We start from the raw sequence: 20,474 nt of genomic DNA, 5'->3' as shown, positions 1-20,474 counted from the left end.
TCAGTCCTCCTCCTGGGAAGCGGCCTCCAGCGTGAGGGCCTCGAAATCGTCCACCGGGGTCCTCCAGGGGATGAGGCTCATGACGGCGGTGCCCAGGGCAACCACCAGCAGCATCCCCCATCCGAAGACCATGACGAAGCCGCTGGAGTAGGCCTCCGACTCATATCCTTCGGACAGGTACGTCCACAGGGTCTGAATGAACATGTACCCCAGCAGGACGGGGACGACGGCGCCGACGAGGACCCTCCACCACAGGCCGATCATCCGGGACTCGGAGACGGCGTTGAGGTGGTCCTGAAGCAGCTTCGTGCGCCGCAGCAGCCAGGCGACCACCACGCACATGATGATGGCCGAGACGACCACGCCGATGTTGTTGATGAAGGCGTCCACCACGTCGAGGTCCGGCAGGCCCGAGCTGGTGGCGAACAGGACGAAGGACAGGACGGCGGCCGGGACGCCGACGACGAGAGAGGCCTTCTTCGGCGTCAGGTCGAGCTTCTCCCCCACGCCGGCGGCGACCACCTGGATGATCGAGATGAAGGAGGTCAGCCCCGCCATGGAGAAGGAGGCGAAGAAGAGCACCCCGAAGAGCGCGCCTCCGGGCATCTGGCCGATGACGGTGGGGAAGGTGATGAAGGACAGGGAGGGCCCGGTGATCTTCATCTCGCTGATCCCGACGTGCTGCGTGTGCGCCATGAAGCCGAGGGTCGCAAAGACGCCGATCCCCGCGAACAGCTCGAAGGAGGAGTTGGCGAATCCCGCCACGAGGCCGGTTCCCACCAGGTTGGAGCGGCGCCGCTGGAGGTAGGAGGCGTAGGTGAGCATGATGCCGAAGCCCACGGACAGGGAGAAGAAGATCTGCCCGAAGGCCGCCATCCACACCTGGTAGTCCAGCAGGGCGGACCACTTGGGCGTGAACAGGGCATTGAGCCCCTCTCCCGCGCCCGGGAGCAGGAGGGCGCGCACCACGAGGCCGGCGAACATGATGACCAGCAGCGGCAGGAAGATCTTGTTGGCCTTCTCCACACCCCCACTCACACCCAGGGCGGTCACCACCAGGCCGAAGCCCCACACGAACAGCAGCGGCAGGGCAACGCCCATGACGACTGACGGCGAGTAGGCAACCTCGGAGCCGAGCCGGTCCATCCCAATGTAGTGCTGGAAGAAGCCCGCCGCGTCGTCGCCCCAGGCGATGTTGACGGAGAAGAACATGTAGCGCAGGGACCAGGCCACGACCACCGCGTAATAGGTCATGATGACGAAGCAGATGAAGACCTGGAACCATCCCAGCCACTCGAGCCTGGTGGACAGGCGCCGGAAGACCGCCGGCGGCGAGCCCCGGAAGCGGTGCCCCAGGGCGTAGTCGAGGAAGAGGATCGGCAGCCCGGCCGCCAGCAGCGCGATGACGTAGGGGACGATGAAGGCGCCGCCGCCGTTGGTGTAGGCCACCCCTGGGAAGCGCCAGATGTTTCCCAGGCCGATCGCCGAGCCGATGGCGGCGATGAGGAAGCCGAGCTGCCCGCTCCACTGCTCGCGCGGGGGAGCCTGAAGAGACTCGCTCTCCCCTGTCTTGGAGGACATGAGTACCTTCCGTGATATGACGAATGCAGGCGGCCCAGGGGCCACCTCTTCCTGCGGACTGGTCGCAGGCCCTTTTGTCGTTGGACGCTAGTCGAGCGACCACGATGTGTCGTCTGACGTCCACGATACGGACAGTCGTCAGGGTGGTCACCTGTCTTTTCTCACGCGATCCATGCCACACTGAACACTACTGTTCACACCTGACTCACCACCCCGAGAGGACCCCCATGGCCACCCCTCACATCGCTGCAGAGCCCGGAGACTTCGCCCCCGCCGTCCTCATGCCCGGCGACCCCAAACGGGCCCAGCGCATCGCCGAGCTCCTCATGGATGACGCTCGTCTCGTCACTGACGTGCGCGGGATGCTGGGCTTCACCGGGACCGTGAACGGCAGGCCACTGAGCGTCATGGGCTCAGGGATGGGACAGCCCTCCTTCACGATCTACGCCACCGAGCTGTTCAGCCAGTTCGGGGTGGAGCGGATCATTCGGGTGGGCACTGCCGGCGCCCTGTCCTCGAAGGTCAAGGTCGGCGACGTCATCGTGGCCACCGGCGCCCACACGGACTCCTCCATGAACCAGCTGCGCATCCCGGGCGTCAACTTCAGCGCCGTGGCGGACTTCCGGCTGGCCGCGGCCGCATACCAGGCCGCGCAGCCCGAGGGGGCTCAGGCTGGAGGAGCAGTCCACCTGGGCACCGTCATGTCGCGGGACCACTTCTACTTCACCCCCCAGGGGCAGACGGAGGCGCTGGCGAGGTACGGGGTCCTGGGAGTGGAGATGGAGGCCGCCGCCCTCTACGGGGTCGCCGCCGAGTACGACAAACAGGCGCTGGCGATCCTGACCGTCTCCGACCACCTGCTGGACCACTCCAGCGACATGAGCGCCGCCGAGCGCGAGACACGTTTCACGGACTCCCTGCGCCTGGCCGTGGCCGCCGCGCACAGCTGATCGGCGCACGGCCTTCGGGCTTGCCGGCCTGTCCGGGCAACCCAGGCAGCAGCAACTCCCCTGAGGCGGGGCGGGCACAGCTCGCCCCGCCCTTGACGTCAGTGCCCTCCACACAGTGGAAAGTCCTCGACCGCACTCGCGCAGGACTGCCTTACCTGCGAGGAATAACGAAAGTCGACAGCACACAACCCGGACTTTCCGCGAGGGTTGCGAACAGACCTGAACACCTTCTCCTTGGCCGCTAAAACGGCGTCATTTCAACGTTCTTCGACATGCCGGGAGGCAGGGCAGGCTGTCCTTCGTTGCCGGGGAGCGGATGCGGATTTACGTTATTCATGTCCGCAGCGCACATCCGCTCGAAAGGAAAAGCATCATGTCCGTCACCAAGATCTCCTCCTGCACCACCACCTCCTGCGCCTTCAACAACGGCGGCTGCACCGCCTTCGCCATCACCGTCGGTGGCAACAACGGCGCACCGGCCTGCGACACCTTCATCAGCCTCGACGCCCGCGGCGGCCTGCCGGTGGCAGAGGGCCACGTGGGTGCCTGCCAGCGTCTCGAGTGCGTCCACAACAAGGACCTCATGTGCACGGCTGAGGCCGTGACCGTCGGGGGCGACACCGCCGCCTGCACGACCTACGAGGTCCGCTGACCGGAAGGCTCTCCAGCTCGAGCGGCTGGGGGCCAACGGGGGATGCCACCACATGGTGGTATCCCCCGTTTCGGTATTCGCGGCCAGCTGGTCGCGGCCGCAACTGAGCTGACAGCCTCAGGGCCGGGTCAGGCGCTGCGGCAGAGCGTGAGAGGCCAGCTTCTCCAAGGCCGGCCCCACCTCGCCGGCGTCGGCCAGTGCCTGCCCGAAGGAGACCACGAGTGTGGTGACCTCCTCACCGGTGATGGACATGAGGGTCACCCCGTGAGCATCGACGTCGACGCACAGGGTCCTGTCCCACAGCGTCGGGCACACCCCGACGGCGGGGCGGGAGGAGCAGATCCATCCGGGCATCTGTCCCTCGCGTACAGCCTCGCACACAGCCCGCAGACCGAGCTGACCGACGGCGCTGACCGCCTCGTGGGCGTCCATGATCTCCTGGGGGCTCCAGGAGGCTGAGGGCGCCGCAGCGGCATCGGCCGAGTCGATGTCGAGGATCTCCTCAATGTCGTGGCTGGAGACCCCGGAGACGCAGTGAAGCATGACCCGTTCACAGGTGATGACGCCCAGCCGGCCGCCGGGACCCGCGGCGATCTCCCGGACCCGCTCGAGCGGATCCTCCCCGAGGATAGCGCAGTGGCAGGCAGAAGCCCGAGAGGAGGCCAGCAGCAGGGCGCGGTCCTCGCCCTCGAGCCAGGTCAGGCTCCCCAGCAGGTGAGCGGTGGCAGCCGTGATGCGCACACCGGGCTCGGCGGCGTCGAGAGTGACATCGAGCCGGATGTCGACGGCGACGTCGTCGGGCGCGATGGCCAACGGGGTGCCCTGGGGAGGACATGCGGCAACGAGGATCCGGCCATCGGCCCGCAAGGCATGAGCGACGAAGGCGGCCGGCGCGGAGGGGTCGATGCGGTAGGCCGTTACCGCGGCGCTCCCACTGCCGGCCAGAAGACGCCGGGCCGTGCGCCGGGCACGCTGCATGATGTCGGGAACCTGAACGGACGTCACACGCTTACCTTCCTACCGTGTTGCCGCACGTGGGGGCGGGTGCTCCGGGCAACATCTGAAGGTGAGGCTACCCTCAGAGTGCCCGATGGGCCAGTTCCTTGCTGAAACCCGCACGTGGAGCGTGTCTCAGCGAGCCAGCCCGGGGAAGAGGTGCTGGATCCCAACGACGATCATCTGCACCGCGATGGCCGTACCCGCATGGTGCCGCACGCGCTGGCGGCGAGCAGAGAAGCAAAACGGCCCTCACCTGACGGCGGGGCCTGCTGATGGAGAACTGTGGACCTAGCGGGAGGCTTGTCGAAACTTGCCCCGCCGCTGAGCTACATGAGATCACTGCACCGAACGATCCGCAGTCGCGCGGGGCAGCCTACCCAACGTGAGCTGGCACTGGTAAGTGCGCACCGCAGCATCAGTAGCGAGACACTCGACACTCTGGAACGGCGATATCACGATGGCGAGCCGCTCCGCGCGATCGCCAACGATGTCGGTCTGAGCCGTCACCGGCTGGCGTCACTACTCCGGGGGCGAGGCGTCCGCATCCGCGGAGCGTCTCCTTCTCCCACGGAGGTTCGAGAGGTGGCCCGGCTCTACCGGGCCGGCGAATCGCTCAAACGCATTGGTGGCGGCTTGGGGTTCTCAGCTGGCACGATTCGGAACCACTTGCTCGCCTCTGGAGTGACTCTGCGTGGCCCACATGCCCGTGATCGATGAAGGCCCCCATACGACGCGCGGCGCGCAGGCGTAGGTCACCCTGGAGCCCCGATGGCCCTCCGGGGCGCTTGCGACCATGAACCCCGAAGTTCAAGCGCCGCAACCTCGAAGCCCTCGATCACCTGGTTGTGGGCAACGTGGGTCATAACGACGCCGCGAACGGGGACGAGGCCAAGCACTTCCCGTACCGCTCCAGCATGTACATCACAGGGTTCTTCCAGGAGCTGGACACGGAGTACGAGCACGACGGCTCGACTCGTCATCGCTGGGTAGCTGACGTACTCGAACAAATGCTGGCGAAACCACACGATGGCCCCAACCGGCCACCAGAGATCTTCTGCCGTCGTTCCTCTCCAACACCCAGTGCGTCAGGCAGTGCGTTGGAGAGCACCCCGGAGTGACGCTCTACTTGGAGTCAGTGATCGGTACACGGGCCACGGCGACACTGAACCCCATGGTGAGGAGTTGCCGGCCTTGCTGCATCAGGTTCAGCTTGCTGAAGAACGGGAGCCAGTCGCGTCCCTCGCGAGTCGAGTTCGCGATTACTGCGTACGTGACGCGGTACCGCGATCTATCTACCGTCTCGTCGGCTCTCGGCACAAGCCGGAGCCAAGTCTCGCGTGACTCCGCCGCGACCTCATCTTCAATCAGCTGGCGGACTTGGGTTCGGAACGCGCCGTCATTGATGAAGGTGGAGGCGGAGACGCTTCCTTGCGCGAAAAGGTGGCTCAGTGTTGCGGAGCGGGACTTCCGCTTGACGTGGATCAGGTCACCCTGGTCGGAGAGGACGTCACAGAACTCTATGCCGCTGCTAGCACCGCCAGGTCGTTTGATGCGGGCGTCCAATTTAAGCATGTGCTGTGGCGAGGACTCCGCCAGGCGAGTGTTGTAGTCGGCTTCGAGCTCGCCCGAACGTGCCGGAGGAAGGGCCACGTGCGTGTCTGGTAGTCCAACAGCAAACGCGTCTACTTCCTCGACGAGCGTGGAACTGACAGCGAACCAGCGCCCTTCGATGAGGACATGAAGGCGGCTGTCGAGCCGCTGTTCGGTCACGATGCACTGATAGAGGTTCCACCGCTTGTCGAAGTTCCCTGAGCGTCCAAACCGGACGGAGACGTACCTAGTCTTAAGGTTCTCCAGCGTGATTGTGGTGCGGTCGTCGCCAAGTCGGCTCAGATAATCATCGAGGTCCAGGTCTTCATAGACGTACCTGCGAGTTCCGGCGATCTTGAATTCGATGATGTCCTCCCAGTCGATCGTCTCTGGCATGGCGAGGTGTGTCGACCCAGTTGACCCAGTCCGCAGTTGCGCTACAAGAAGGTCGTTGAGTGCTTCGACGGTAGCGTCATCCCGCACGAGTGAGAGCTGGTCGACCCACCCGAAGTCCGTCTTGTAGTCGTCCGCGGTGAAAGCAGTCAAAAGGTCGTCACAGATGGCAGGAAGCTCCAACGATGGGGTCTTGACACCCATGACCAGTGAGTCTGCTCCGGCGATTCTCTTGGAGAATGTTTGGTCGCGGGGTTCGCCGGTTACCGCGCGCAGGATGTCTCGGGAAATGTCGACACCAAAGGTCGGCAGCTCAGCACTCTTGCTCGCTTGAGTGTTGGTTGACACGACAAGATCCTCGAACGTCTTGGTGTCGAGGCTGCGGATCTGGCGAGGGTCGATGCGATTGAGCGCGACGCGTAGACCGAATTGGTACTCGATCTTCGAGAGGTCGAGCAATGATCGCCCGTACCCGAAGGTGAGCGCGAAGATGCGGCCGCTCGTCCGGAGGAGCAGCAGTGCCGATGTGGAGGCTGAGCAGATGCCACTGAGTTGGTCCGTCAGTAGAGGTTGCACGAATCCAACCCATGTTGGCACGGATGACTGGGGTTTGACGTAGAAAAAACGGCCGTCGATACCGGTGGATGGGTCGATCTCGACGGGCAAACTTGGCTTGTCCGGGTCGAGAGCGTCGTCGAAGTCGGCGATGTCCTCTCGTAGGAGGTAGAACGTGAGTCGTCTCGATTTCATGATGCTCCTGTCAGCGGTGACGGGGCTGTCCGCGGAGCCAGATCACCTATCGGACTCCGCAGACAGGCACGGCAATCATCCCTTTGAAGACCGTGGGTCGCTGCCAGGGACAATAGTGTCCTGTGCACGGATGGTTCCCTTCTTGGAGCGCACCTGTAGCTCGCCGCCTCCGTCGTTATCGAGGATGGTGCGTGCCCTGCAGATGCCAGCGGCCTGCGTTGGGGTGACCGCACTTGCCCGCGAAGCGCCTGGCTTCCGGACCTCCCAGTCGCCGTCGTCGCGTTGTTGCACCACACGCTTGTTGGGCTTTCCCATGATGCTCTTCCCCTTCTTCTACATGAACTCGTGCGGGAGTGTCGAGTTCGGGTCATTTGGCCGATTCGGCACGAGTGTCAGTTTCGGCTGCGGATCGTCAATGCCTGCCAGGCGTCGCACGTGACGGGGGGTCATCTGAAGGTCGGCTGCGATCTTGGCGAGGCTGGTCCCAGAGCCATCGAGAAGGTCGATCGCTGACTTCAGCAGCTCCGGACGCTCTCCAGGGAAGTCACCAATAGGCATCGGCCGCCGCGGAAGGCTGTTCAGCGTGATGTAGCCGCGGCGAACCGTGGACTCGGAGAGTAGATCAAGTTCACGGGATCGATAGAGTAGCGATGACACCGAGACGCCCCATCGCTGGCTGATCTGTTCGTAGCGGTTGAAGTTTACCCGCCTCGGTAGCTCGTTAGCGATCACGTCGCGCGGGGTGAGGAACTCGGCGGCGAACATGTCCGCTTGACGTTCCAACTGGCTGTCGGCCCCATGGCGACCGTGATGTAGCACGACGTGTCCCAGTTCGTGCGCTGCTGAAAAGCGGTGCCGCATCACGTCGTTCGCCTTGTCAGGTGTGAGCACAATCATCGGGCGAGGGAGGGCTGTGGTCGAGAACGCGTCGATGCGGCTCTTCTCGTCCAAGCTGTCGTCCTGCTTCATGGAGAAGAAGACCGTCAGGATTCCGTGCTGTTCGATCTGGTAGACAAGGTGCCGGATGGGTTCGCTCCCCAAGGACCAGTATCGCCGAACAGCTTGTGCTGCAGTCACGGGGTCCGGAACATTGGCGGAGTCAACGCTGGCCCACTCCGGAAGGTCGACTTCCGGAAACTCGACGCTCTCTTCGAGATAGCACGCCAGTTCCCAGGCTTGCTCGACGTAAGCAGTGGCCTGCTGTTGTTGAGCGACGCTGGTAGAGCGAAGACGCCGGAAGGAAGCCTCGGCGATGTCGACCTGGGCGCGAGGGCGCCCGAGGGCGAAGAATCCCGGCGGAACGCGAAGGGCGTCGGCCAGCGCGGCGACAGTTTCGGCGCGAGGGCGGACCTCCCCGCGTTCGTATTGTCCGATCGCGGCGGCGGAGACGCCGACTTCGCGGTGGAGCTCTGTCTTGGACATCTTGTTGATGCGTCGAGCTTGGGTGAGTCGGGCGGGGTCGAAAAGTCTCGCAACATCAGCCGGGTCTGCGGACTGACTACGGGGGTCGCCCATCGTTAACTGCTTTCCTTCTCGGTCGGGCACCGGCGAAGCTTCACGGTGGTGCGGGGGCGATCACCTTCCGCGAAGCTGCCAACAGGCGCGAGCACAGCTGCGGGCGCCTCACCCGCAACAGGAACCTGATAAGTGAGGCGTTCGGGGTCGGTGAACTCCAGGTGGCAGCCGTTCAGCCGTGCCGGAGCGAAGTAGATCGTGCCGATGCCCTGGGGCGAACTGCTGTAGTAGGGCACGAACAGTGTTGCGCGTGTGTCACCTTCGCTGAGGGCGGTGAGCGCGTCGCCGAGTCGGGCGGGCTGCTCAACACCGGGAACTTCGTCAAGCTCGAACAGTCCGGCGTCGACGTACTTGGTGTTGCTGGTCTGCTCCAAGAGTTCGCGACGCGACTCCGGGAGGTAGTTGAGTCTGATGCGGCGGTGGTTTCGAGGCATCTGCTTGCCCACCCGAAGTGGGAAGATCAGGGCATCACCGAGGAAAGTCAGCGTGCGGCGACTCCTGGGTACCTGTACCTCGCGGTAGGAGGAGAAGTTCGCGAGAAGAGTACGGAGTTCCTTCTGCACACCACGGGACATGCCGGCGCCGTACACGTCTTGGTCGCCATCGGGGTCGTCGTACTCCGTGTGGGCTCGGGCAGAACGCTCCTGGCTCCTCTGGATCGCATGCGGAACCTCCCGGCGGATTGCAGATAGTTCCTCTCGTGTGAACTCGCCGCGCCAGTCCTGGCGTTCGTGCTGCCCGGTCATGGGACTCCTCTCAATGGCGAGTTCAGATTACCCTAAACTTTAGCTGTACACACAATTCTGTCATTCTCACGCGTGTCGATGTCACTGTGTTGTCTCATGACTTCTGAGAGTTTCGGATGTCATGACATCTGAGACACCGGTGGGGCGGGTTGCCTGGGGGTTATGGGTAACTCGATTTCGCCGTTGCGGCGCCAGCAGGTCATAGACTTCGACTCCAGGACCAGTGGGATGAGCGTGGAGGAGTTCTGCGCTCAGGTGGGTATCTCGCGGGCCTCGTTCTACCGGATACGCCGACGCGCTGAGCACGAGGGTATGGTCGCTGCTCTGACGCCCCGGTCACGGGCCCCGCACCAGCCGGCGCGGGTGTGGGACGAGAGCGCTGATGAGCGTATCGCCCAGGTTCGTGCTGACCTGGTCGCCGCCGGCCGGGAGGCGGGGCCGGCCTCGGTGTGGTGGGTGATGAGCCAGGGCGCCAGCGTTCCGGCTCCTTCGCGCGCGACGATCGCCCGCACCCCTGCGAGCCAGCGGCCTGGTGGTCCCGGCCCCGCGTAAGCGGCCCAGAACGTCCTACAAGCGCTTCACCCGCAGCGCGGCCAACGAGCTGTGGCAGATCGACGGTTTCGAGTGGCGCCTGGCCGGGAGCCTGGTGACCGTCTACCAGGTCGTTGACGACTGCTCGCGGGTCATCACCGCCCTGCGGGCGTGCTGGGGAGGGGAGAGCGTGGACGGCGCCCGCATGGTCCTTCAGGAGGCCTTCGCCACCTGGGGGCGTCCGGCGGCGATCCTGTCGGACAACGCCTCGGCGTTCAGCACCAGCCGTACCACTGGTCCGGGGGCCACCGAGAAGTGGCTGGCGTCCCTGGGGGTGCGTCCCATCAGCGGGCGGGTGGGCCACCCTCAGACCCAGGGCAAGGCCGAGCGCTCCCACCAGCCGGCCGCGGCCTGGCTGCGTGCCCACCCGGCCAGCACCCTTGAGGAGCTCAACGCTGAGCTGGACCGCTTCACCAGCTACTACAACACCGAGCGCCAGCACCAGGGCCATGGGATCGCGCTGACCCCGCTGAGGGTGTGGACCCAGGCCCCCAGGGCTCTGGCCAGCCCTGCGCCCATCGACCTGGAGCGCCTACCAGCTGAATCGTCCCGGGTTTGATGGAGGCAGTGATGACACGGAAGGATCACTGTCATGGGACAGAAGAAGTACCCCGATGAGCTGCGCGAGCGAGCCACGAGGATGACGTTGGAGGCACTGGCTGACCCGGCGCGGGCCAAGGGCGCGATCCGCAGGATCGCCGACGAGCTTGGCGTTCACCCCGAGGCTCTGCGCACCTGGGTCAAGAAGGCCCAGGTCGATGGTGGTCTGAGGCCGGGAACCACCACTGACCAGGCACAGCGGATCAAGGAGCTGGAGAAAGAGGTCCGAGAGCTGCGAAGAGCCAACGCGATCCTGAAGAGCGCGTCAGCTTGTCTATCACGGCGGAGTGTGAGCGCCCATCTCGTTGATCTGCCAGTACATCGAGACCAAGAAGGAGGAGTTCGGGGCCTGGCCGATCTGCAAGGTGCTCACTAGCGCCGGAGTCAAGATCGCCCCGAGCACCTGACTCACGCTCGCCGTAGCCGGCCTCCTAGTGCCAGGGGCCTTGGACTGCTGGGTGTTTTTCGGACAGTGCTTGTTTTCTTGCTTCAGGCTACCTTCGTTGAGTTCGGGAGCTCGCGTTCGACCTCGTTCGGGGTGCGGTATCCCAGGGCTGAGTGAAGGCGGACATGATTGTATGTCAGCTCGATCCATGAGGCAATATCCCGACGAGACTCATGAAGGATGCCCGCGTAAGAGGCTCGGTGCCTTATGTAGGGCTGCCCGCGAAGCTCGTGGACCGTGGTGGGCATGGGAAGTGGGTTGCCTGGTGCAGGCCAGGGCCGAGATCACGGGAAAGTACGCCAGGGTGTACACCAGGGCGTCGAAGAAGGACAAGGGACGGATCCTTGATGAGGTCTGCGCAGTCACTGGCTGGAGTCGGGACAACGCGCGCCGACGCCTGGTGGCCGCAGCCAAGCGCCCACCGGGTCGCCGAAAGTCGGCGGAGCGCAGGGCTAGAGCCCGCAGGTACTCCTACGACACCTTGAAGGTGCTCCAGCGAGTGTGGGCCGCCAGCGGCGGGCAGTGCGGCAAGTACTTCAAGGAGTCCATGCCGGTGCTGCTGGACCTGCTGGAGGCGAGCGGTGAGCTCGACGACGAGCCGCGCTACACCCCAGCCGTCAGAGACGAGCTGGTGGCCATGAGTGCGGCGACCACTGACCGCTACCTCGCCCCGGTGCGGGCTACCGAGCAGCTGCGGGGCAAGTCGACGACCAAGGCCGGTCCGTTGCTGCGCAGCTCCATCAAGATCCGCAAGGCCGGCGGGCGAGATCGAGGCTGAACCTGGGTTCTTCGAGGTCGACACCGTCGCCCACTGCGGGCCGACCCTCAAAGGAGAGTTCACCCGGACTGTGAACATGACCGACGTGCTCACGGGGTGGACCTTCACTCGCTCAATCCGAAACAACGCTGAGAAGCACATCATCTCCGTCCTGGACGCCGCCGTGGGATGCGTCCCGTTCCCCGTTTTGGGCATGGACTTCGATAACGGCTCAGAGTTCATCAACCACAGCGTGGTGCGCTGGGCCGGGGACTTGGACATCTACTCCCGCCCGCTCACGCCTCTACAGGAAGAACGACCAGGCCACCATCGAGTCGAAGAACAACCACCTGGTGCGCCGCTACGCCTTCTACTACCGCTACGACACCAGCGAGGAGCGCGAGGTCCTGGGCCGTCTCTGGGAGCAGGTCAACGTCAAGCTCAACTCCCCTAGACCCCCACCCGCAAGCCCATCGGATGGGGCACCGATAAGGCCGGCAGGCGCAAGCGCCTCTACGACGCTCCTCGTACCCCATTGGACCGGCTGCTGGACACCAGCGCCCTGACCAAGGCCCAGAAGACTGACCTGGTCTCGTACCGCAACCAGCTCAACCCCGCCTCTATCACCCGCCGCATCATCGAGCTCCAGGACGTTCTCATCCGCCTGGCCAAGGACAAGACCGACCAGCTCTACCTCGCCCAGTTCCCAAGCATCCTGCCCGACGTCCACAAAGGCGTACGAGTCAGGAAAGCCTCCTAACCACCCCTCAACTTGGCGGGCATTCCTACATGAGGCACCGAAGACACTTCGCGGGCACCTTGACATGAGGCACCCCGTATCCTTGACCGCCTTATCCTTCGTGGGGTACACCATCCGGTGGACCCTCTCATTCTTCAGCGTGGCATTAAAGGATTCCGCCCACGCATTGTCCCAGCACGCCCCCGTGCGCCCCACCGAGGGGCGAATCCCGTAAGCCTTGAGGTGGTCCAGGAATCTTTGAGACGTGTACTGACTACCTCGGTCCGAATGAAAGACCGTCACGCCCTCCTCGACTGGGCATCTCTTGACCGCCATGTCAATGGCCTGGCACACCAGGGACGTGTGCATGTGGTCGGCCATCGCATAACCCACGACCTTCTTGGTGCAGCAGTCCAGAACAGTAGCGAGATAAATGAATCCGGCCCACGTCCTGACGTAGGTGATGTCCCCGCACAGCTTCTTGCCGGGCTTGTCAGAGGTGAAGTCCCGCCTGAGCAGGTCCGGGCGCTCGTCCAGGTCCTCGGCCGGTATGGTGGTTCGGACCTTTGCCCGTGGTTGTGCGGCCTGTAGCCCCAGGTCCCGCATGATGGACCGGATCGTGGCCCCGTCGGCCCGCACACCGCGCCGCTCCAGGACCACCTGAATCCGTCGGTACCCGTAGGTACCATCGGAGTCCTCAAAAACGTCCTTAATCAGGACGGCCAGCTCCTCCCTCCGAATGGCCGTCTGCGACTGGGGACGGTCGCGCCAGGAGTAGTACCCTGATTTTGACACCCTGGACCACCGGCACATCGAGGAGATGGGATAATGGCCTTCTTCGCGGTTGATGAGCTCGTAGCGCTCGGTCACGGTCGTTCCTTGGCGAAGAAGGCAGCTGCTTTTTTCAGGAACTCGTTCTCCTGACGCAGCTCACGGACCTCTGCTCTCAGTTTTGCTATCTCGGCCGACTCGGAGGCTTTCTCGCGGTCCTGGTCGGTGGCGTGCTCCTTTTTGTATCTTGCGACCCAGTTACCTACTGTTTGGGCAACAAGGTCGTATGAGGCGGCCACTGACGCTATCGTGCGTTCCTTCTCGACGACTTCACGCACGACCTGCGCCTTGAACTCCTCCGAGTATTTCGCTGCTGGCATGGGATCTATCCCATCGACTCACGGGAAGAAAGACTCCCCCAGTCCGAGAAACACCACGCACCCCACCGTCACCTTCCGCAACGTCACCTACGACGGCACCCACGAGCCCCTCGTCGACGCCGAAACCTGGCTGCGCGTCCAAATCAACCTCGACGCCAACAACGCCCGCGGCGAACGACCACAGAAGTACGACCACTACCTCAAAGGCACCCTGTACTGCGCCTGCGGAGCCAAGCTCATGATCGAACGTCCCCGCGACAAGACCGGGGACCGCTACGAGTACTTCACCTGCTCCGGACGACGCCGCAAAACCACCAACTGCACCCGCTCAGCGATCCTCGCCGAACGCGCCGAAGCCGAGATCGAACGCACCTACCAGCGCAACTCCCTGAGCCCAACCCAGGCTGAGCACATCCGGAAGGTCCTCAACGACGTGTTCGACCAGCTCGAAGGATCCAGCGACGACGAACGCAAGCGCCTGACCGCCCAGCGCGACAAACTCGAAGCCGAACGCCTCAAACTAGCCCAAGCTCACTACGCCGACGCGATCCCCCTCGACCTCCTCAAGAGCGAGCAAGACCGCATCCGCGCCAACCTCGACCAGATCACCACCCGGCTCGACAACCTCACCGACACCTACGCCGAGGCCCGAACAGGCTTGGACCAGCTCACCGAACTCCTGGTCGACCTAGACGACCTCTACAACAAGTGCGAACCCGCCGAACGACGCATCCTCAACCGCGCCCTGTTCACCCGCATCACCATCGACGACGAAGAGAACGCCACCTACACCCCCGAGCAGACCGCCGCCAGCGTCCTCGCCCACACCACCATCGATGCCCCGGCCAAAGTCACCGCAGAAACAAAACTGCCCCGCCATCAGGCGGGGCAAGTTTCGATTTTCTCATCTTACGTGGAGCTAGGGGGATTCGAACCCCCGACCTCTTCCATGCCATGGAAGCGCGCTACCAACTGCGCCATAGCCCCGTGACGGGTGTCCCACCCGGCGTTCACTCCGAGGGGATCGTGGAGCTAGGGGGATTCGAACCCCCGACCTCTTCCATGCCATGGAAGCGCGCTACCAACTGCGCCATAGCCCCGTTCGGGCGTCGCTCGCGTGCGGCGACGCGGATAACTGTATGAAGTTCGGACCCGTCAGGGCAAATCCGCACCACGTGCGCTACCTCACCTGCTCAGCCCAGGATTCTGCCCAGCGGACTGGAGTCCACCGGTGGTCCGGCATTCCACGTCACCACCGCCCAGCCCGGAGGCCGTTTGTTGGTCCGCAGGAGTGCGTAGCAGCAGTTGCTCATGCCACGCAGGCCGAACCACTGCTGAGCATCCATCCCCAGCAGGTAGGTGGCCCCCAGGTTGGTAGCCGCTCCGTGGGAGACGGCCACGATGATGTCGTCCTTCTGGGAACCTGCGACGATGGCCTTGAGCGCCTCCCCCACTCTCTCGGCGGTTTGGCGGCGCCCCTCGATCCGGAACTGAGGGAGGTCTCCCCCGGCCCGCCAGGTGGCGTAGTGCTCCGGCCACTGCTCCTTGATGTCAGCGGCCTTGAGACCCTCCCAGTCCCCGAAGGACTTCTCCGCCAGACCCTCATCGATCTCGACGCTCAGTCCGGTCAGCGACGCCAGCGCCTCGGCCGTGTCCCGCGCCCGAATCAGCGGGGAGGAGACGATGCGAGTGGGCCCCAGGGCCGCGATGTCCTCGGCGGCACGCCGGGCCTGGTCACGACCGGTCTCATTAAGAGGGACGTCAACCTGGCCCTGAATACGCCCTTGACTGTTGTAGTCGGTCTGACCGTGGCGCCACAGAATGAGATCCGTCATGACGCGGTGGTCTCCCGACCGCCGAGGGAATCACCGTCCTGGCTGCCCTCATGCGCCAGGTCCGCCGGCAGCTCGATGGCGGGGCAGTCCTTCCACAGGCGTTCGAGCGAGTAGAACTCCCGGTCCTCGTTCTGCAGGACGTGAACGACGACGTCGCCGTAGTCCACCAGGACCCAGTGGGCGTCGGCGAAGCCCTCCCGGGTACGGCGCTTGGCCCCGGCTCGGTGCATGGCCTCATCGACCGCATCGACGATGGCGTGGACGTGGCGGTCGTTCGCCCCGGAGGCCAGCAGGAAGACGTCGGTGAGTCCCAGTCGCTCGGAGACGTCGATGGCGGCGAGGTGCTCAGCCTTCTTATCGGCCGCCGCGCGAGCGGCAGCGATCGCCAGGCCGGTGGCGTGTTCAGTGGCGGACACGGATCTCCTTCGGGAGGGTCAGTCGGACATCATGCGGCAGCGGCGACTGTACCGTGCCCACCTCCATCAAACGAGCTGACGAATCCACTCCCCCGCACCGATGCTGGCTGCCATGGCGCTCGTACCACCGCCGAGCTTGCCGTTGGAGATCAGCAGCGCCAGGACAACAGCGATGATAATCAGCAGCAGGACGATGATGAGCGCGGCCATGAGGATCTTGCCGGTGCGCGAGGAGGCGCCGGGCTGCTCCATCGGCAGGACGTGATCCGGGGTGGGAACCCTTCCGGTCACCTCGTTGACGGGAGCCAGGTAAGGCTCCTCAGGGACCTCGGCAGCCGGGGCCGCCACGGAGTCCCACTCGGAGGCCCCCATCGGACCGTTGCCGTTCTCGACCTCGTCGCTGTAGAAGGCGTAGGGGCTGACGGCCTCGCCGGAGACGGCTGCGGTCTCTGCCGTCCCGTCGACGATCGCCTCCTGGAAGCTACCCGCCTGCGGGGGCTGATGCAGCGACCTCCACTGCGGAGCCCCGGGCGCACCGAACTCGGAGTCCTGCGCCCCCTGAGTCGAGGGTGCCGACGTCGACACCACCATGGTCTGCGCCTCAATGTCGACCTCGACCTCGGCGTCGTCCTGCACCATCGGTTCCTCGATGGAGGGGGCGCCGTAGACGTCCTGCACGTCGGCCGCCTCCTGGGCGGACGGCGAGCTGTCCACGGGCTGGACCGAGCTGAGCTCTCCCGTGGAGGCGTTCACGGTGCGCACACCCTGAGCAGCGGCCGGAATCCGCACGATGGGTCGGCGCACCGAGCCGGCGGAGGACGCCGAGCCGGCGCTGACCCCGCTGCGGGAGGGCTCGGCGCTCCGCGTGGCCCCAGCCTGCCCGTAGGCGGCGACGTCGGCAGCGCCGGGGGCGGTTGCGGAGACGGCGGGAACAGCGGAGGCGGCGCTCACGGCCTCGACCGCCGAGGAGGACTGTGAGGAGGCGCCCCCGTCGTCCTGGGCCAGCGGCTCGAGACCCTCCCGGTAGTCGTAGGGGCTGGTGGCGGGCTCCTCGGTCTCAGCGTCACCGCTCACCTCGACGGCGCCCTGAGACTCATTGTCCTGCGGGCTCTCCGGTTCGTCCGCCTCGGAGACGGAGCCACCTTCAAGACGGTCCTTGAGTGAGAAGCGGGTGGGGACCGGCGCCGGCTCGGAGCTGGCGTTCGCGGCCCAGTGAGCGTCGTAGTCGAGGGTGGCCACCGGCAGGTCGACGGCCTCCATCAGGCCCGTCTCGATCTCGGAGATCGCCACGGCCTCGGCCGCCGACAGCGAGCGCCAGCTCGGAGCAGAGGCGGCCGACCCCTCGGGGACGGACATGCTCAGGGGCGGGTTCTGCCCGCCCTGCTCGAGATAGTCACCCCCGTCCAGGGCGGTGGGCTCGGCCGGCTCCCCCGGCCCGGACTCGGCCTCGTCACCGGAGGTGGCGGAGGAACGGGAGGTGACCGACGCAGGATCGGCAAGAGGATCCTGGAGCGCCTGCGCCTGCTCAGGGGTGATCTCGCCCGCCTCGACGGCAGCCCTGAGCGCCTTGGCCTCCTCGCGCAGACGCCGCATCTCACGCCGGGTCAGGAGCGGCTGCTGACCGGTCAGGATCGCCTCGCGCTCCGCGGCGCGCTCCGCCTGCCGGATCGCACGACGACTACCGCGTGGAGCGTGCTCATCTGGCGTCGGCTCCTCGGACGTGGGGGCATTGACGCCGGTCTGCTCAGTGCTCACCGTCGTTCTCCTTCCTCAGGGACTGCTCGCGGGCCACTCTCGCCGTCATCGACGTCGCCGACGCCGGCCGCAAGGCCATACGATAGAGCCCGTACTTGCGTATGTACTGCACGACACCGTCAGGGACCAGGTACCACACCGGAGACCCCTCCCCGACCCGCTGGCGGCAGTCAGTCGACGAGATCGCCATGGCCGGCACCTCGACCAGCGAGATCCGGTCACGGGGAACCCCGGAGTCACTGAGGACGTGCCCGGGACGCGTCACCCCCACCAGATGAGCCAGGTCGAAGATCTCCTCACTGTCCTTCCAGGTGAGGATCTGCGCCAGCGCGTCGGCTCCAGTGATGAAGTACAGCTCCGCGCCCGGGTATTCGGCCGCGATGTCATGCAGGGTGTCGATCGTGTAGGTCGTCCCACCCCGGTCGATATCGACCCGGGAGACCGTGAACCTCGGGTTGGAGGCCGTGGCGATCACCGTCATGAGGTACCGGTGCTCAGCCGGGGAGACCTTGCGCTCCTTCTTGAAGGGCTGGGCCCAGGTGGGCACGAAGATGACCTCGTCGAGAGCGAAGACGTTCTGCACCTCACTGGCTGCGACCAGGTGCCCATGGTGGATCGGATCAAAGGTTCCACCCATGATGCCGATGCGAAGCGGACGAGCAGACAGGGTCACGCGCTGCGCCTCGCTTCTCTCCTGGGGGACACGTTTGGTTCTCCTCAACCGGCTTGGACTACTGCAGTTGGCGAACATACTGCCACGGCCTGCCCCCATTGTGGGTCTCCGCAACGCCATAAGCGAGTTATCAGCCAAGGGCGCAGAGACGCGAGGCGACATTCGGGCTGCTGTCAGGCTACTTCCAGTCGGCCAGTGCGCGCCCCGCCGCCCCCAGCGCCGGGGCGGTCGCCCCGAGCCGGGCCGCCACCAGCCGCGGCGCCGGCAGGTCGCCCACGAGATCCGCCACCCGGCCTCGCAGAGGCTCCAGGAATGCAGCCTCGTCCGCCCGCATCAGCTCGGAGTTGACGACGACGTCGAGGGGGCCGAGCAGGCCCACACCCTGAGCGATGAGCTCAGCCAGGCAGTCCAGGCCGGTGTCCCAGACACGGCGCGCCTCCCGGTCCCCCGAGGCGATCGCGCCCAGGAGGGACTCCAGCCCCGTGGCGCACTGGGCGAATGACTCATCGGAAGCGTCGTCGCAGCCGCCCGGCTCCGGCGCGGCGGAGCCGGAGCCGAGGGAGCCGGCAGAGTCATCGAGCATGCCGGCGGTGTGCCGCCTGACCATGGCGCACACGGAGGCGACATCCTCCAGGCGGGCCCGCTCCCCGCTCCAGTCCGGATCGGGAACCAGGATCCGACCGACCTGACCGGCCCAGCCCTCACCGAGCACCGGGGCTCCGCCCAGCAGGACGGCGGAGGAGATCCGCTCACCGACCTCCAGATAGAGGCAGTTCCTCCCGGCCGCGCCCCACTGACTCTCGGCCCAGGCGCCGCAACCGGCATCCTGATAGAGCCTCACCTCAAGGCCTCCGGAGAGTCCGGGTGACCCGGAGGCCTGAGACGACAGCGACCGTCTCACCAGACTCGCCAACGGGGCGTCCTGCAACCCAAGAGTCTCGCTGCGGCGCACACGCCCCTCGTCCTCGTCGACGACACCGGGCACACTGACCCCGACGACGAGGGCCGCTGCCCCGGACACCTCACCACTGAGGTCATCGGCGAGGCCCGCGCACAAGGACTGGATCGCGCTCCCGATCTCCTGGGCCAGCCGGTCGGCGTCTGCGCGGCACTGCCTGGGAACCGGCCGCTCCACGGAGGAGATGACACTCCCCCGGCCATCAGCGACAACCGCAGAAACGGCGTCGGCACTGACATCGACCCCTATGGCGACGACGCCCTCCCCACGGCGGAGGGGCTCGGCAAGGTCAGCGGGACAACCCATATCTTCTCTGTTCTCGGAGGCGGGATGGCGAGCCCACGGGGCCACCACTCCACACGATGACGTGATTGATGTCGACGACAGTAGCAAGGTTTACATCGCGATGTGTCGCCCTCAGGAGGCAACTGGGGACATCCCTGAACTATGCTGACGTCGGTACACCGACTACCTGCCGCACGGTCACTAGAATACGGCAAGTGGTTGATGCACAAATCAACCGTGCATCCCCTCCCAGCCCATCCCCACTCCGTCCCGCACCACCCCCTTGACCCCCAGGAGGATCGAGATGTCTCGGCATGATCGCCATTCGGCCATCCTCGACATCGTCATGGACGAGGGCAGCGTCCATATCGACGACATCATCACGCGGCTGGGGGTCTCAGCGGCCACCGCGCGACGCGACCTCGACCACCTGGCTGACCAGCAGCTGGTCAGCCGCACCCGTGGCGGAGCCATCGCCAACCCCACCTCCACCGAGCCGCCTCTGCGCTACCGCACCTCCAAGATGGCCGATGAGAAGACCCGTATCGCCAAGGCGGCGGCCGCTCTGGTGCACCCGGGCGACTCCATCGGTCTCAACGGCGGCACCACGACCACTGAGGTGGCGCGCGAGATCGCGCTCCTGCCGGCGCTGACCGATCCGGAGGTGCCGGTCACCCTGGTCACCAATGCCGTCAACATCGCCAACGAGATGGCCGTGCGCCAGTGCGTGCGCGTCGTCGTCACCGGGGGGATCGCACGAGCCCGGTCCTTCGAGCTCACCGGCCCTCTGGCCTCTCTCATCCTTCCCTCGATCAGTGTGGGCACGCTCTTCCTGGGAGTCGAGGGACTTGATGAGAGAGGCGCCTACGCCCAGCACGACGGGGAGGCGGCCATCAACGCCGCACTGGTCGAGGCCGCCGAGCACGTCGTCATCGTGTGTGACAGCTCCAAGCTCGGCAGGACGGCCTTCGCCCTCATCTGCCCCACCTCCGGGATCGACACGGTCATCACTGACGACGGCGCCTGCGCCGACCAGGTCGAGGCCCTGCGGCGAGCCGGAGTCCAGGTGCAACTGGTCTAGCATCCGACAAAC

At 65.4% G+C, this 20,474-nt stretch carries 22 protein-coding genes, 2 tRNA genes and 1 pseudogene; 9 read left to right on the top strand and 16 right to left on the bottom strand.

Translation table 11 applies throughout. The features are described 5' to 3' along the window. Positions 1-1,581 carry a sodium-dependent transporter gene (locus JJJ14_RS05125; RefSeq protein WP_101558353.1) on the bottom strand — a complete coding sequence of 527 codons (1,581 nt, stop codon included), beginning with the start codon at positions 1,579-1,581 and terminating at the stop codon, positions 1-3. 227 nt (positions 1,582-1,808) lie between these two features. Here JJJ14_RS05125 and deoD point away from each other — a divergent pair, with 227 nt between their 5' ends. Together deoD and JJJ14_RS05115 are read left to right on the top strand one after the other, a co-directional pair. Next, positions 1,809-2,531, top strand: a complete 723-nt coding sequence (deoD, locus tag JJJ14_RS05120) for a purine-nucleoside phosphorylase (RefSeq protein ID WP_101558354.1) — start codon at positions 1,809-1,811, stop codon at positions 2,529-2,531. 373 nt (positions 2,532-2,904) lie between these two features. Then, the gene (locus JJJ14_RS05115) at positions 2,905-3,183 is read left to right on the top strand and encodes a DUF1540 domain-containing protein (protein ID WP_101558355.1); all 279 of its coding nucleotides are present in this window, start codon (positions 2,905-2,907) and stop codon (positions 3,181-3,183) included. Between the two features lie 117 nt (positions 3,184-3,300). Here the strand turns inward: JJJ14_RS05115 and JJJ14_RS05110 are convergent, their stop codons facing one another. The 5 genes from JJJ14_RS05110 to JJJ14_RS05090 form a co-directional block, all read right to left on the bottom strand. After that, complete coding sequence (locus tag JJJ14_RS05110) at positions 3,301-4,188, bottom strand: hypothetical protein (RefSeq protein WP_201444858.1); 888 nt, start codon at positions 4,186-4,188, stop codon at positions 3,301-3,303. A 1,116-nt stretch (positions 4,189-5,304) separates the two neighbouring features. Further along, on the bottom strand, positions 5,305-6,915 hold the full coding sequence (locus tag JJJ14_RS05105; RefSeq protein WP_201444857.1) for a DUF6119 family protein: 1,611 nt from the start codon (positions 6,913-6,915) through the stop codon (positions 5,305-5,307). A gap of 75 nt (positions 6,916-6,990) precedes the next feature. Next, on the bottom strand, positions 6,991-7,230 hold the full coding sequence (locus JJJ14_RS05100; protein WP_201444856.1) for a DUF2188 domain-containing protein: 240 nt from the start codon (positions 7,228-7,230) through the stop codon (positions 6,991-6,993). A gap of 18 nt (positions 7,231-7,248) precedes the next feature. Further along, on the bottom strand, positions 7,249-8,430 hold the full coding sequence (locus JJJ14_RS05095) for a helix-turn-helix domain-containing protein (RefSeq protein ID WP_269089889.1): 1,182 nt from the start codon (positions 8,428-8,430) through the stop codon (positions 7,249-7,251). A gap of 2 nt (positions 8,431-8,432) precedes the next feature. Continuing rightward, a complete protein-coding gene (locus JJJ14_RS05090; RefSeq protein ID WP_201444854.1) occupies positions 8,433-9,176 on the bottom strand; it encodes a hypothetical protein in 744 nt (247 codons plus the stop codon). A 162-nt stretch (positions 9,177-9,338) separates the two neighbouring features. Here JJJ14_RS05090 and JJJ14_RS05085 point away from each other — a divergent pair, with 162 nt between their 5' ends. The 3 genes from JJJ14_RS05085 to JJJ14_RS05075 are packed head-to-tail and all read left to right on the top strand — an operon-like array spanning position 9,339 to position 10,743. Next, on the top strand, positions 9,339-9,728 hold the full coding sequence (locus tag JJJ14_RS05085) for a helix-turn-helix domain-containing protein (protein ID WP_201444853.1): 390 nt from the start codon (positions 9,339-9,341) through the stop codon (positions 9,726-9,728). Beyond that, complete coding sequence (locus tag JJJ14_RS05080) at positions 9,709-10,326, top strand: DDE-type integrase/transposase/recombinase (RefSeq protein WP_201444852.1); 618 nt, start codon at positions 9,709-9,711, stop codon at positions 10,324-10,326. The genes JJJ14_RS05085 and JJJ14_RS05080 overlap by 20 nt, the downstream gene beginning before the upstream one ends. Before the next feature lie 33 nt (positions 10,327-10,359). Continuing rightward, complete coding sequence (locus JJJ14_RS05075) at positions 10,360-10,743, top strand: transposase (RefSeq protein WP_201444851.1); 384 nt, start codon at positions 10,360-10,362, stop codon at positions 10,741-10,743. 113 nt (positions 10,744-10,856) lie between these two features. Here JJJ14_RS05075 and JJJ14_RS12790 read toward each other — a convergent pair whose 3' ends face one another. Further along, positions 10,857-11,060, bottom strand: coding sequence for an integrase core domain-containing protein (locus tag JJJ14_RS12790; RefSeq protein ID WP_442859491.1), 204 nt, complete (start codon positions 11,058-11,060; stop codon positions 10,857-10,859). A 17-nt stretch (positions 11,061-11,077) separates the two neighbouring features. Here JJJ14_RS12790 and JJJ14_RS05065 point away from each other — a divergent pair, with 17 nt between their 5' ends. Further along, entirely contained in the window at positions 11,078-11,590 is a 513-nt protein-coding gene (locus JJJ14_RS05065; RefSeq protein ID WP_201444850.1) for a hypothetical protein, read from the top strand. After that, positions 11,580-12,023 carry an integrase catalytic domain-containing protein gene (locus JJJ14_RS12785; protein WP_442859495.1) on the top strand — a complete coding sequence of 148 codons (444 nt, stop codon included), beginning with the start codon at positions 11,580-11,582 and terminating at the stop codon, positions 12,021-12,023. Before JJJ14_RS05065 ends, JJJ14_RS12785 begins: the two co-directional genes overlap by 11 nt. On the opposite strand, the gene JJJ14_RS05060 is transcribed toward JJJ14_RS12785, so the two are convergent. Together JJJ14_RS05060 and JJJ14_RS05055 are read right to left on the bottom strand one after the other, a co-directional pair. Continuing rightward, the gene (locus JJJ14_RS05060) at positions 11,949-13,178 is read right to left on the bottom strand and encodes an IS3 family transposase (RefSeq protein WP_201444849.1); all 1,230 of its coding nucleotides are present in this window, start codon (positions 13,176-13,178) and stop codon (positions 11,949-11,951) included. The two genes, JJJ14_RS12785 and JJJ14_RS05060, sit on opposite strands and share 75 nt — an antisense overlap. Further along, positions 13,175-13,459, bottom strand: coding sequence for a transposase (locus JJJ14_RS05055; RefSeq protein ID WP_201444848.1), 285 nt, complete (start codon positions 13,457-13,459; stop codon positions 13,175-13,177). Before JJJ14_RS05055 ends, JJJ14_RS05060 begins: the two co-directional genes overlap by 4 nt. Between JJJ14_RS05055 and JJJ14_RS12780 the strand changes: the two are divergent. After that, positions 13,458-13,820, top strand: a pseudogene (locus JJJ14_RS12780) (zinc ribbon domain-containing protein); the annotation flags it as partial. The gene JJJ14_RS05055 and the pseudogene JJJ14_RS12780 sit on opposite strands and share 2 nt — an antisense overlap. A 553-nt stretch (positions 13,821-14,373) precedes the next feature. Here the strand turns inward: JJJ14_RS12780 and JJJ14_RS05045 are convergent. The 7 genes from JJJ14_RS05045 to JJJ14_RS05015 all read right to left on the bottom strand — a co-directional run bounded on the left by JJJ14_RS05045 (position 14,374) and on the right by JJJ14_RS05015 (position 19,402). Continuing rightward, positions 14,374-14,446 (bottom strand) — tRNA-Ala (locus tag JJJ14_RS05045). A 40-nt stretch (positions 14,447-14,486) separates the two neighbouring features. Next, a tRNA-Ala gene (locus JJJ14_RS05040) sits at positions 14,487-14,559 on the bottom strand. 93 nt (positions 14,560-14,652) lie between these two features. Further along, positions 14,653-15,294, bottom strand: a complete 642-nt coding sequence (locus JJJ14_RS05035) for a histidine phosphatase family protein (RefSeq protein ID WP_201444847.1) — start codon at positions 15,292-15,294, stop codon at positions 14,653-14,655. Continuing rightward, a complete protein-coding gene (gene rsfS / locus JJJ14_RS05030) occupies positions 15,291-15,710 on the bottom strand; it encodes a ribosome silencing factor (RefSeq protein WP_004565156.1) in 420 nt (139 codons plus the stop codon). Before rsfS ends, JJJ14_RS05035 begins: the two co-directional genes overlap by 4 nt. 66 nt (positions 15,711-15,776) lie before the next feature. Then, positions 15,777-17,465: a hypothetical protein gene (locus JJJ14_RS05025; RefSeq protein ID WP_201444846.1), complete on the bottom strand. Its 1,689-nt coding sequence runs from the start codon at positions 17,463-17,465 to the stop codon at positions 15,777-15,779. Continuing rightward, positions 17,455-18,138, bottom strand: coding sequence for a nicotinate-nucleotide adenylyltransferase (gene nadD / locus JJJ14_RS05020; protein ID WP_009405885.1), 684 nt, complete (start codon positions 18,136-18,138; stop codon positions 17,455-17,457). The genes JJJ14_RS05025 and nadD overlap by 11 nt, the downstream gene beginning before the upstream one ends. Before the next feature lie 178 nt (positions 18,139-18,316). Further along, entirely contained in the window at positions 18,317-19,402 is a 1,086-nt protein-coding gene (locus JJJ14_RS05015; protein WP_201444845.1) for an ROK family protein, read from the bottom strand. A 283-nt stretch (positions 19,403-19,685) separates the two neighbouring features. Here JJJ14_RS05015 and JJJ14_RS05010 point away from each other — a divergent pair, with 283 nt between their 5' ends. Continuing rightward, complete coding sequence (locus JJJ14_RS05010) at positions 19,686-20,462, top strand: DeoR/GlpR family DNA-binding transcription regulator (RefSeq protein WP_009405609.1); 777 nt, start codon at positions 19,686-19,688, stop codon at positions 20,460-20,462. The last annotated feature ends 12 nt before the right edge of the window (positions 20,463-20,474 follow it).

Origin of the sequence: Actinomyces sp. HMT 175 (assembly GCF_016694895.1) — a bacterium.
Lineage (GTDB): Bacteria > Actinomycetota > Actinomycetes > Actinomycetales > Actinomycetaceae > Actinomyces > Actinomyces oris.
Note: the sequence above shows the minus strand (reverse complement) of the source record. Positions and strands in the feature narration are given on the sequence as shown.